This window comes from Micromonospora sp. DT44, from assembly GCF_049841635.1.
Taxonomy (GTDB): domain Bacteria; phylum Actinomycetota; class Actinomycetes; order Mycobacteriales; family Micromonosporaceae; genus Micromonospora.
On record NZ_JBNCKS010000072.1, the window covers coordinates 18,387 to 29,944 of the forward strand.

General features: G+C 72.4%; 10 protein-coding genes. 3 read left to right on the forward strand and 7 right to left on the reverse strand.

Translation table 11 applies throughout. The features are described from left to right. Window positions 1-24: 24 nt before the first annotated feature. On the reverse strand, window positions 25-774 hold the full coding sequence (locus ACLQ25_RS29110; RefSeq protein WP_355052754.1) for an SIS domain-containing protein: 750 nt from the start codon (window positions 772-774) through the stop codon (window positions 25-27). Then, window positions 771-1,724: a MurR/RpiR family transcriptional regulator gene (locus tag ACLQ25_RS29115; RefSeq protein ID WP_425733945.1), complete on the reverse strand. Its 954-nt coding sequence runs from the start codon at window positions 1,722-1,724 to the stop codon at window positions 771-773. Before ACLQ25_RS29115 ends, ACLQ25_RS29110 begins: the two co-directional genes overlap by 4 nt. 205 nt (window positions 1,725-1,929) lie before the next feature. On the opposite strand from ACLQ25_RS29115, the gene ACLQ25_RS29120 reads away from it, so the two are divergent. Then, window positions 1,930-2,916 (forward strand): N-acetylglucosamine kinase, encoded by a 987-nt coding sequence (locus ACLQ25_RS29120; RefSeq protein WP_425733946.1) that lies wholly within the window; start codon window positions 1,930-1,932, stop codon window positions 2,914-2,916. A gap of 159 nt (window positions 2,917-3,075) precedes the next feature. On the opposite strand, the gene ACLQ25_RS29125 is transcribed toward ACLQ25_RS29120, so the two are convergent. From ACLQ25_RS29125 to ACLQ25_RS29140, 4 genes are all read right to left on the reverse strand, one after another. Continuing rightward, window positions 3,076-4,635, reverse strand: a complete 1,560-nt coding sequence (locus ACLQ25_RS29125; protein WP_425733947.1) for a CoA-acylating methylmalonate-semialdehyde dehydrogenase — start codon at window positions 4,633-4,635, stop codon at window positions 3,076-3,078. Further along, the gene (locus tag ACLQ25_RS29130) at window positions 4,632-5,930 is read right to left on the reverse strand and encodes an aspartate aminotransferase family protein (RefSeq protein WP_425733948.1); all 1,299 of its coding nucleotides are present in this window, start codon (window positions 5,928-5,930) and stop codon (window positions 4,632-4,634) included. Before ACLQ25_RS29130 ends, ACLQ25_RS29125 begins: the two co-directional genes overlap by 4 nt. A gap of 101 nt (window positions 5,931-6,031) precedes the next feature. Then, window positions 6,032-6,664, reverse strand: coding sequence for a hypothetical protein (locus ACLQ25_RS29135; protein ID WP_425733949.1), 633 nt, complete (start codon window positions 6,662-6,664; stop codon window positions 6,032-6,034). A gap of 1 nt (window position 6,665) precedes the next feature. Further along, window positions 6,666-7,250 (reverse strand): hypothetical protein, encoded by a 585-nt coding sequence (locus ACLQ25_RS29140; protein WP_425733950.1) that lies wholly within the window; start codon window positions 7,248-7,250, stop codon window positions 6,666-6,668. Between the two features lie 72 nt (window positions 7,251-7,322). On the opposite strand from ACLQ25_RS29140, the gene ACLQ25_RS29145 reads away from it, so the two are divergent. After that, window positions 7,323-8,273 carry a hypothetical protein gene (locus ACLQ25_RS29145; RefSeq protein ID WP_425733951.1) on the forward strand — a complete coding sequence of 317 codons (951 nt, stop codon included), beginning with the start codon at window positions 7,323-7,325 and terminating at the stop codon, window positions 8,271-8,273. Between the two features lie 27 nt (window positions 8,274-8,300). Here the strand turns inward: ACLQ25_RS29145 and murD are convergent, their stop codons facing one another. Next, window positions 8,301-9,647: a UDP-N-acetylmuramoyl-L-alanine--D-glutamate ligase gene (murD, locus tag ACLQ25_RS29150; RefSeq protein WP_425733952.1), complete on the reverse strand. Its 1,347-nt coding sequence runs from the start codon at window positions 9,645-9,647 to the stop codon at window positions 8,301-8,303. Between the two features lie 81 nt (window positions 9,648-9,728). Here murD and ACLQ25_RS29155 point away from each other — a divergent pair, with 81 nt between their 5' ends. After that, window positions 9,729-11,078 carry a hypothetical protein gene (locus ACLQ25_RS29155; RefSeq protein ID WP_425733953.1) on the forward strand — a complete coding sequence of 450 codons (1,350 nt, stop codon included), beginning with the start codon at window positions 9,729-9,731 and terminating at the stop codon, window positions 11,076-11,078. Window positions 11,079-11,558: the final 480 nt, after the last annotated feature.

Genomic DNA, 11,558 nt, shown 5'->3' on the forward strand with positions numbered 1-11,558 from the left:
TCGTCTCTCCTTGTGGAATTCGGGTCAGGCGGTACGCCGGAGACGCCCGGCGTACCGCGACTCGAGGGCGATGTTGTGCTCGTCCCCTCCGGGGACGTTGGCGGAGAGGTAGATAGGGGGCACCTCTCCGGCCTGGTGGAACCGTCGTACGACCTCCGCGGTCAGCAACTGCGCCAGCAGCGCCGTGGTGACCGAGGAGACCGCACAGACCGCGCCGCCGCCCTCGAGCGGCAGCAGTGCGTCACCGTACGGCGCGCCGTTGTCCAGCACGACGTCGGCGAGGTCGGCGAGCCGTTGACCGGACGGGTGCCGTGGCGCCACCCGCGCGGTGTGCTCGACCGAGGTGACCGCGATCAACGGGTGACCGCGCTCGGTGACCAGCGCCGCCAGCTCGACCACCGAGCCGTTGATGCCGGACTGGGACGCCACCACGAACACGTCGCGCGGCTGGGGCGCCGCGAGCGCGTAGATCTGGTGGGCGATGGAGGGATCACGTTCCAGCTTCGGGTCGGCGAGCACGTCGCGTGGGGCGTCGCCGTGCACCACCAGGTCCCGTACCGAGAGCCGGTTCGTGGGGACCAGCCCGCCGGCGCGGGCGACCAGTTCGGCGGCGAACGCCTCGGAGTGCCCGGCCCCGAACGCCTGGAGAACGCCGCCGGCGCGCAGGCTGTCGGTGATCAGGTCGGCGGCCCGGGTGATCCCGTCGGCCTCCGAGTCGAGCAGGCGGTCGAGCACCGGACGGACCGCGTCCGCGTACCCCTGTGCACTGATCATGAGAGGACCCCCTTGGCGGCCTTGTGCCCGTCGACGGCCTGCGCGGTACGCCGGAAGGCCGCGTGGGCGCGGTCGTGGGTGCGCTGTGCGACGGCGATGTAGAGCAGGTCGAGCACCACCAGTTGCGGGTGGCGGGCGGAGAGCGCGTCCGGCCGGAAGGTGGTCGCCTGGCTGGCGGTGAGCAGCACGATGTCGGCAAGCTCGGCCAACGGCGAGCGGGGGAAACCGGTCAGGGCGAGGGTCGTGGCGCCCCGGCTGCCCGCCTCGGCGAGCATCTCGATGGTCTCCCGGGTCTGGCCGGTGTGGGAGATGCCGAGCGCGACGTCGCCGACGCCGAGCAGCGCGGCGCTGGCCAGCCCCTCGTGCACGTCGCTCCACGCCCAGGCGGCCACCCCGATGCGGTGCAGGCTGAACTGCATCTCCTCGCCCACCAGGGCGCTGCCGCTGGCCCCGAAGATGTTCACCCGGGTGGCGCCGGCGATCGCCACGGCGGCGCGTTCCACCTCGCCGAGGTCGAGCAGCGCGGCGGTGTCGTGCATGGCCCGGGTGTCGGCGGCCATGATCTGGTCGAGGACCCGACCGAGGGGGTCGGTCGGCTGGATCTCGCGGCCGATGTCGACGGTCCAGCCGGCCGAGCGGGCCCGGCCGGTCTCGGCGGCGATGCCGAGGCGCAGGTCGGCGTACCCCTCGAAGCCCATGGCCCGGCAGAAACGGGTGATCGTGGCCGGTGAGGTGCCGCTGCGCTCGGCCAGCTCCACAATGGTCGAGCGCGCTGCGGCCTCGGGGTCGCTGAGCACGTGGTCGGCGACCCGGCGTAGCGCGCCGGTCAGCTCGCCGAGCCCGTTGCGCACCCGGGCCAGCACCCCGTCGGAGGCCGCGCTCCTTCGGTCGATCGCGTGGGCGTCGACCACCGCGGTCCCCGCGGCGGTGTCCACCTCGTGATCAACCATGGGACGCCTCACCTTTCCGAAAAGACTGTTAACTGTTAGTGGTAAAAGTTCTTACTGAACGGCCCTCCGTGTCAAGACTGTGGGCGAAGTTTTCAAACTGTTACCTGGCGCACAGGCCTCCCGGTGTCTGCGGAGTTGCCCCACGCGGCCGCGCCGACCAGCATGAACAGGCCCGTGACCACGCAGCGCAAGGAGGCCCGTGCCGATGTCCGACACCGTCGTGGTCGGTCTCGACGTCGGGGGTACGTCCACCCGGGCGACCGCCCTGACCCTCGCTGGCGAACGCCTCGGCACCGGCAAGGCCGGGGGTGGCAACCCCACCAGCCACGGTGCCGAACGGGCCGCCGCCGAGGTGCTGACCGCACTGCGCGCCGCGCTCGCCGACGTCGACCCGGCCCGGGTGGCCGCCGGCACGATCGGGCTGGCCGGCGCACCCCGTCTGCTCGCCGACCCCGCCGGACGCGCCGCCTTCGACGGGGCCTGGCACGACGCCGGCCTGCGCTGCCCGTACGCCGTGCACGGCGACGCCCTCGTCGCCTACGCCTCCGGCACCGCCGAGCCCGACGGGACGATCCTCATCGCCGGCACCGGCGCGATCACCGCGCAGGTCGTCGACCTGCGGCTCGACCGGGTCGCCGACGGGCACGGCTGGCTGCTCGGCGACGCCGGATCGGGCTTCTGGCTCGGCCGCGAAGCGGTCCGCCGGCTCCTCGCCGACCTGGACACCGGCCACACTCCAGGCAGGCTGGGCGCGGCCGTGCTCACCGAACTGGTGGGCAGCGCCGACGTGGCCCCCCGCCCCCGCGACACGGTGGACGCCACGATCCAGGCGGTCACCCGGCGACCGCCGATCGACCTCGCCCGGCTGGCGCCGCTCGTCGTCACCGCGGCGACCGACGGCGAGCCCGTCGCCACCGCCCTGATCGCCGAGGCCGCCGCCCACCTGGCCGAGAGCGTCACCCGCATCCGCCCGCCGGAGTCGACGACGCCGGTCGTGCTCGGCGGTGGACTGCTCATCGCGGACACCCCGCTCGCCACGGCCGTCCGCGCCGAGATCGGTCGACGCTGGCCCACGGCACCCCTGCGCATCGCCGGCGACGGCGCGGCCGCAGCCGCCTGGCTCGCCGCCCGCGACCTACCCGAGGTCACCGACCCGGCAGCCCTGCACACCCTCCTCTTCCCCGCCCCCTGACCCACCCCCACCGCCACGCCGCCACGCCGCCACGGCACCAAGATCCGCGCATTTTCACGGAAACTGCTGCCTCAAGGGCTCGGGAGGCAGCAGTTTCCGTGCTGTTGCGCAGATCTTGACGAGCACGCGGGCGGTGGGGCGGCCGATGATCGATATCGGTCAGGTCTGAGTGGGGAACCCGAGGTTCACGCCACCGTGGCGCGGGTCCAGCCAGCGACTGGTGACCACCTTGCTCCGGGTGAAGAAGCGCACCCCGTCCTCGCCGTGGGCGTGCAGGTCGCCGAAGAGGGACGACTTCCAGCCGCCGAACGAGTGGTACGCCATGGGCACCGGGATGGGCACGTTGATGCCGACCATGCCCACCTCCACCTCGTGCTGGTAGCGGCGGGCCGCCCCGCCGTCGTTGGTGAAGATCGCCGTGCCGTTGCCGTACGGGCTGGCGTTTACCAGTGCCACGGCCTCGTCGTACGAGCCCACCCGCACGACGCTGAGCACCGGCCCGAAGATCTCGTCGGTGTAGATCGACAGGTCCGGGGTCACCCGATCAAAAAGAGTCGGGCCGAGCCAGAAGCCGTCCGGGTCGCCGTCGGGCGTCACCTCCCGCCCATCGACGACCGGTACCGCCCCGGCGGTCACGCCCGCGTCCACATAGGACCGCACTCGCTCGGCGTGCGCGGCGGTGACCAGCGGCCCCATGTCGCAGCCCCGCCGGCCGTCACCGGTACGCAGCCCGGCCATCCGGGCGGCGATCCGCTCCACGAGGGCGTCCGCGACCGGCTCCACCGCCACCAGCACGGAGATGGCCATGCACCGCTCCCCCGCCGAGCCGAACCCGGCGTTGACCGCCGCGTCGGCCGCCAGGTCCAGGTCGGCGTCGGGGAGCACCACCATGTGGTTCTTCGCCCCACCGAGCGCCTGCACCCGCTTACCGGCGGCGGTGCCGCGTTGGTAGACGTGCCGAGCGATCGGGGTGGAGCCGACGAACGACACCGCGCGCACCTCGGGATGGTCCAGCAGCGCGTCGACGGCCTCGGCGTCACCGTTGACCACGTTGAACACCCCGTCCGGCAGGCCGGCCTCGGCGAACCACTCGGCCAGCAGCAGCGCCGCGCTCGGGTCCTTCTCGCTCGGCTTGAGCACCACCGCGTTCCCGCAGGCCACCGCCACCGGCACGAACCACAGCGGCACCATCACCGGGAAGTTGAACGGCGAGATCACCGCCACCACGCCGACCGGCTGCCGGATCGTGTACGAGTCGACCTCGGTGGACACGTTCTCGCTGAACGCGCCGCGCAGCGCCGAGGGCATTCCGCACGCGTACTCGATGACCTCCAGGCCGCGCTGCACCTCGCCGGCGGCGTCGGCGAGCACCTTGCCGTGCTCGGCGGTGATCACTTCGGCGAGCCGGTCCCGGCGGGCGTGCACCAGTTCCCGGAACGCGAACAGCACGGCCGACCGCCGGGCCAGCGACGCGTCGCGCCAGGCCCGGGCCGCCCGGGCGGCGGCCCGCACCGCGACGTCCACGTCCGCGGTCGAGGCCAGCTCGACCTCGGCGGTACGACGACCCGTGGCCGGATCGAACACGTCACTCCGTCGCTCGGACGTGCCGCCGACCCGCTTGCCGTCGACGAAGTGGCCGATGCTCAGACCGCCCGGACCGCCGGTGCTCACGCCGCCCGGACCGCCGATGCTCAGGCCGCCCAGACCGCCCGTGCTCATGCCGTCACCTCCGCCGACGAGCGGATCGCGTCGACCAGGATCGCCAGGCCCTCGCGGGCCTCGTCCTCGGTGAGCGTCAACGGTGGACCCATCCGCAGCACGTTGCCGTAGAGCCCGCCCTTCCCGGTGAGCAGACCACGGTCGCGGCACGCCTCGAAGACCCGGTTGGTCAACGCCGGATCCGGCTCGCCGCTGCCCGGCCGGACGAACTCGACGCCGAGCATGAGCCCTTTTCCGCGTACCTCGGCGACGCAGTCGAGGCCGCCCACGGCGGACCGCAGGCCGTCGGCGAGGATCGCGCCGACGCGGGCCGCGTTCGCCTGGAGGTCGTGTGCGATCAGGTAGTCGAGCACCGCGTTGCCGGCCGCCGTCGAGATCGGGTTGCCGCCGAAGGTGGAGAAGCTGATCCCCGGCACCGCCTGGAGCACCTCGGCCCGGCCGACCACCCCGGCCAGGGCGAAACCGTTGCCGATGCCCTTGGCGAAGGTGAGCAGGTCCGGGGTGACGCCGTGGGCCTGGTAGCCCCAGAAGTGCTCCCCGGTACGCCCCCAGCCGGTCTGCACCTCGTCGGCGATGAACAGGATGCCGTGCTCGTCGAGGACCTTCTTCCAGGCGGCGAAGAGCCCGTCCGGTGGGTGCACGAACCCGCCCACGCCCTGGATCGGCTCGGCGATCAACGCGGCCACGTCGCCGGATGTCTGGGTGGCCAGCACCTCGCGCAGGTCCTCCACGGCCGCGTCGAGGCGCTCGTCGGCGCTCAACCGGGCCAGCAGGCCGCGTACCCGGTCACCGGAGTGCAGCCAGGCCACCTGCAACGGGTTGAGCGCGCTGGCCGACCAGGTGCGGTTGCCGGTGACGCCCATCGCCGCGTACGACCGGCCGTGGTAGCTGTTGCGCACCGCCAGGACCTGGTGCGAGCGGCGGTAATTGGTGGCGACCAGCAGCGCCGCCTCGTTCGCCTCGGTGCCCGAGTTGGTGAAGAACACCCGGGCGTCCGGGATACCGGAGTGCTGGGCGATCTTCTCGGCCAGCTCGACCTGCTGACGGATGAGGTAGAGCGTCGAGGTGTGCACGATGCCGGTGGCGAGCTGCCGCTCGACGGCCTCCCGGATCTCCGGGATGTCGTACCCGATCATGTTGGTCAGCACGCCGCCGAAGAAGTCCAGGTAGCTGCGGCCCTGCGCGTCGGTGACCCGGCGGCCCGAACCGGAGACCAGCTCGATCGGCTCGGCGTAGTACAGCGGCATCCAGGGTGGGAGAACGGCCCGGTGCCGGGCCAGCAGGTCGTCGGTCATCGTGGCACCCTTCAGCGGCGTTCGTGGATACCGCACGCTCCCACCGGCGGCGAGCGCGGACAACTGGCAGGGTGTAGCGCAGAGCGGGTACGACCTGACACTCACGCCGCGCGCGGACACCTCGGCAGGTGCAGGACGGCCGCGACCACCGCGAAGGCCGCCCAGCCGGCCCCCAGCGCGCCGGCCGTCGAGACGTCCTGGACGTAGTGGTACGCGGTGAGGAAAGCGACCAGCGCGAGACTGTTGCGGGCAAAGTGCCCGGTGAACTCGGACAACTGGCGTCGCGCCTCGACGGCCACCAGCACCCCCGAGTACGGGAACGTCACCACCATCGCACGCAACACGGCCCCGAGCAGCGCGGTGAGGACCGCCCCCACGAAGATCACCACCAGCTTGAGCGGTACGGGCAGCCCGGTTGCGGCTGACCCGTCAGCGGTGACGGTGACCGGTCGGGCGCGACAACGTAGCAGCAGCATGGCCGTCGCCCAGAGCACGAGCGTGCCGGCGAGGGCCGCCTCGAACGGGACGTCGACGGCCACCAGGCCGGCGCTCAGCGCCACGTAGACACCGATCCCCGCGCCGTCGGCGAGCAGGATGGGCCAGCGCAGCCGCCGGTGGGTGACCGCCACGGTGACGAAGAAGAGGTTGAGCCCGAGCACGCCGAGCACCTGCGCGCCGTCGACGTCGCGCTCACCGCCCCGACCACGGCCGTCACCAGCAGGACGGCGCTCCACGTCATGGCGTCGGCGTCGGGTCCTCGAACGTCGCCACGCTCGCGCAGGCGTCGAACACCCGGGTCAGTCGCTCGACGTCGGCGCGGTTAACGGAGAACTGGTTCTCGCCGATCTCGCCGTGGGCGGTCATCCGGGCCTCCCACCAGCTCGACGAGTCCCAGAGCGTCAGGTTGACGAGCAGGTGCGGGCCCACCGCGCCGAAGGGCAGCAGCCCCACCCGGGCCCCGGCCGCACGTTGCCGACCGGCCAGGTCGGACACTTCGTCGGTCAACGTGGCGTAGACGAAGACCCGGGTGATCCGTACGCCAAGGCGCAGAGCCTCGACGTTCGCCTCCCAGTAGCGGCGGCCGATCTCGCTACGCCACCAGCTCAGCTCCCCGCTCGCCCGCGGCATCGCGTTGGTCAACGCGTCCAGCCGGAGCGACTCCACGCCCGATGCCGCGCCGGTGAGGTCGAGCAGGACGCTGAGGGTGATCGACAACGTGATGCCGACCAGCGCCACCGCGTCGGTGTGCGCCACCAGCCGGAGGAAGCCGCTCGCGGAGGCCCCGCCCCCGCGCCGTGGGCGCGCACCGTCACGGGTCATCGAAGTCCCCCCATCAGCCGCTGCGGCCAGCGTAAACACCAGCCACAACAGCCGGCCGGTAGCATCCGGCAGGTGCGGGAAACGCGGACAGGTACGGTCGCCGAGCGGATCACGTCGGACGTCGAGGCCTGGGTCTGCTCCACTCCGCTGCGCGGCCTGGTCCGGCACTTCGGCGGCGACTGGCCGGCCGGCGACCTCGCTGAGGCGCTGCGGTACCTGGACGACTTCTCCGCCCGCCACTGGGACTTCCGGGGCGGGCGCGAACGGCCCGACGCGCGCGAGCCGGACCTCGATCCGGCCACCGCGACGCTGGTCCTCGACGCGGCCGCCGCGCTCGGGCTCGTCCACCCGGTACCGCCGGCCCGGTCGGCGTACGCCCACCTGGTCGTGCTGGGCGGGCTGGCGCACGCGTGCGTGCGGCGCATCGGATACGCGGCGCACCTGCTACGCGCCGGCCTGACGGTGCGCGGCGAGGCTGCCGTGCTTGGCAGCTTCCGACCGCTGTCCGAGTGGGAACGGGCCACCCTGGCCGACGCTGGTCTTCCGGCCGACGAGACCGAGGTGGACGTGCTGGACACCGCCGTCCGGCGGGTGTTCGAGGTGGCCGCGCCGGCGGAACAGGCCGGCGTGGACGCCGGCCACCCACACCACTCCTGGTCGTCGCGGACCTACCGACCGGCGGGACTGCCACCGGTACGGGTGCTGGCCGCGCCGTCGAGCGAACCGGACCGGCGGCGGGCGCACACCGCCGACACGCAGCGGTTCTGGGCCGGACACGTCCGGCTCGCGGTGGGCGACGAGGTGCTCACCGTCACCGCGCCCATCTATGTGCCGTTCCAGCACTCCGACGCGCTGCGCACCCTGGCCCTGCCCTACGGCTGCCACATCGAGACGACCGGGGTGGATCCGGCGGTGGCAGACCCGGCGACGCTGCCCGAGCAGACCCTCACACCGGGCCGCTACCTCCAGGAGATCCGCTCGACGATCCGCTCGATGCGCGCCCTGCACGAGAGCCTGGGCTGAGCCGGCGGTGTTTGTGGGGCGCTGTGCTCAGTCGGCGGTGTCGCGGACGGCCTGGGCGAAGACCTCGGAGCGGTGCTCGAAGTTGCGGAACCGGCCGTAGCTGGGCGCGGCCGGCGACAGCAGCACCACCCCACCGGCCGGGGTCAGCTCCCGGGACAGCCGCACCGCGTCCACCAGGTCGTCGACCAGTTCGGTACGCACCGTGGGCAGACCGGCGAGCACCTCGACGATCCGGGCGCCGCTGTCCGGGATGCCGATCACGGTCAGCTCCCGCTCGGCCAGGTGCTCGGCCAGCGGCGTGTAGTCCAGACCCCGGTCGTTGCCCCCGACGATCACGGTCAACGGCCGTCCGTCGTACGCGTCGATGGCGTGCATGGCCGCGTACGGGCTGGTGGCCAGGGTATCGTCGACGAAGGTCAGCCCGGACGGGTCGGTGATCTCGGTGAGCCGGTGGGCCAGCCCCTGGAACTCGGCGACCGCGACGGCGAGGTGGTCCTTGCCGGCCACCACGTCCACGCCGAGCGCGTCGAGCACGGCGAGCGCGACGCACAGGTTGCCCTCGTTGTGTCGGCCGACGAGCGGCAGCACGGCGCGCGGGAAGAGCGGCTGGTCACCGAGGTGGAACCACTGCGTACCGTCGATGCCGGTAGCGACGTGGGTGGTGTCGGGGCTGCCGGCCCGGACGGCCGGCCGCTCCCCCAGCTCGGCGGCGAGCCGGGGGTCCCCGCCGTTCACGACTACCGTCTGCGGGTCGTGGGCGAGCAGGTTGAGCTTGTCGCGGTAGTACTCGCGCTCCCCGCCGTGCGCGTCCAGGTGCTCGGGGAAGAGCGCGGTGACCACCGCCACGCGGGGCGAGTCGGTGAGGTCGCTGCACTGGTAGCTGGATAGTTCCAGCACGTACAGCTCCGCGTCCGGCAGGTCCAGGGTCGGCACCCCGATGTTGCCGCCGAAGACGTTCGGCCGGCCCACGGCGGTGAGCAGGTGACTGATCAGGCTGGAGGTGGTGCTCTTGCCCTTGCTGCCGGTGACCCCGATGGTGCGTGCCGCGTGGTCGGCCATCCACAGCGCGGTGCCCTGGGTCACCACGACGCCGCGTCGGCGCAGCTCGACCAGCCACGGGTGGGTCTGTGGCACTCCGGGGGAACGGACCACCACGTCGGCGGCGGCCAACCGGTCGAACCCCGCCGCACCGGTGACCAACGGAGCCGCCTCGGCCAGCGGGCCGTCCCAGGGCAGTGACAGGAAGTTCGCGCTGTCGTCGACGGCCACCAACTCGGCCGGGCCGTGCGCGGCGATCGCGGTCACGGCGGCCCGGCCCTCGCGGCCGGTGCCCCAGACGGCGACGGTACGTCCGCGCAGGTCAGACAGGCGCACTGGGCTCTCCTCGGGGTCGCGGCGGCGGCAGGGCGGGCTCGGTCCGGACACGGCCGGACGAACCAGGGCCTAGTATGGCGTGTGCCCAACGAGCAGCTCCGGCGGATGGACGCCTTCACCTTCCCGTCCTACTCGATCGACTTCGCGACCGGCGAGGTGTTGTTCGACTACGCCCTGACCGGCCCGGCCGGTGAGCAGCGGTTCACCGAGGTGATCACTCTTCCGCTGCCGGCGGAGCCGCCCTCGGACGAGACGGTGGCGTCCCTCGGCCGGGTGTTGGAGGTGCTGCACCTCGTCGCCGGGGTCAGCTACTACAAGGCCGCCGCACCGCCCCGGCTCGTGCTGCCGGCGCCGCTGGGCGCGGCCACCGTCGACTACGTCACGGCCGTCTACACCAAGGGCCTCGCCGAGTACGCGTACCGCAACGAGCTGCCGCACGTGCTGGCACTGCGCCCGGAGGTGCCCGCGGGTTCGCCGGATTCGCCACGCCTGCACGACGACTCCGACCGTCGCCCGCTCTCGGCGGTCGGTGGTGGCAAGGACTCCATCGTCAGCCTGGAGGCGCTCCGCCGCGCCGAGCTGGACCCGGTGCCGTTCTCGGTCAACCCGAACCACGTGATCGTCGACGTCAACGAGGCGTCCGGGCTGGTCCCGCTTGCCGCCCGGCGGCGGATCGACCCGGTGCTGTTCGACCTGAACGCCGCCGGCGCGTTGAACGGCCACATCCCGGTCACCGCCATCAACTCCCTGATCGCGGTGGCCACCGCCGTGCTGCACGGGCTGGGCCCGGTGGTGATGTCCAACGAGCGTTCCGCGTCCGACCCGAACCTGATCTGGAACGGTCACGAGATCAACCATCAGTGGTCCAAGGGCGTCGAGGCGGAGGGGCTGCTGCGGGGGGCGCTGGCGGAGCACGCCGGCCTCACCGAGCCGTACTTCTCGCTGCTGCGGTCGCTGTCCGAGCTGCACATCGCCCGACTGTTCGCCGAGTTCACCCGCTACGACGACGTGGTGACCAGCTGCAACTCCGCGTTCAAGCTGCACGACGCGAGTGAGCGCTGGTGCCGGGACTGCCCGAAGTGCCGGTTCGTCTTCCTGGCCATGGCGCCGTTCATGCCGCGTGAGCGGGTCACCCACATCTTCGGCGGCGACCTGCTCGCCGACCCGGAGCAGATCCCCGGCTACCGGGAGCTGCTGGGCGTGGACGGGCACAAGCCGTTCGAGTGCGTGGGCGAGGTCGAGGAGTCGGTGGTGGCCCTCGGCCTACTCGCCGAACAGGACCAGTGGCGCGACGCACCGGTGATCCGAGCCCTGGTGGACGCCGTCCCCGCCACCGCCTGGTCCGCAGTGGCGACGTCGGACGTCTTCACCCCCGGCGGCCCCAACCACATCCCCCCGACGTACGCCAAAGCCATTACCTCCCTCGCCTGACCGCCTCGGTGATCAGGAAGTCTGCGCCATCAGAGGCGATTTCCCGGACGGTTAACCCCGCAGCCAGCGTGGTTATGATCCTGGAGCCCTCTTAGGTGTGCCGGGTGCCCACCGGAAGTGGTCGGCGGGTGGCGGGCTCCCGCTGTTGTCGTAGTGGGGGTTAGTAGGGGCCGGGCCGGCAACGCTGGTACTGATGTAGGCGGCGTTCGGGTCGAATTGCTGGTACGACTCTGCCCCCGCGCCCGCGTACCGCCCCCCATACCCACCCGAATACACACGGTCCTGGTCGTCCCGCGTCACGGTATAACCGCCGTAGGAATACGCCCCGACGGCCGATCCCTGAGCAGGGCCCGCGGGCACCACATAGCCGTCAGCAGGACCCGCGCCCCCGGCGCCAGTGGTCAGGTGGGCGGCACTGCCCCCGACCGGCCCGAACGACTCCCACTCCGTGCCCGCGTACCGCCTCTCATGACCAGGCGG

Excerpts from the sequence above, each read along its gene's own strand:
- ACLQ25_RS29110 (WP_355052754.1), bottom strand. The coding sequence starts at position 774 with ATGATCAGTGCACAGGGGTACGCGGACGCGGTCCGTCCGGTGCTCGAC.
- ACLQ25_RS29125 (WP_425733947.1), bottom strand. The coding sequence starts at position 4,635 with ATGAGCACGGGCGGTCTGGGCGGCCTGAGCATCGGCGGTCCGGGCGGC.
- ACLQ25_RS29115 (WP_425733945.1), bottom strand. The coding sequence starts at position 1,724 with ATGGTTGATCACGAGGTGGACACCGCCGCGGGGACCGCGGTGGTCGAC.
- ACLQ25_RS29120 (WP_425733946.1), top strand. The coding sequence starts at position 1,930 with ATGTCCGACACCGTCGTGGTCGGTCTCGACGTCGGGGGTACGTCCACC.
- ACLQ25_RS29140 (WP_425733950.1), bottom strand. The coding sequence starts at position 7,250 with ATGACCCGTGACGGTGCGCGCCCACGGCGCGGGGGCGGGGCCTCCGCG.
- ACLQ25_RS29130 (WP_425733948.1), bottom strand. The coding sequence starts at position 5,930 with ATGACCGACGACCTGCTGGCCCGGCACCGGGCCGTTCTCCCACCCTGG.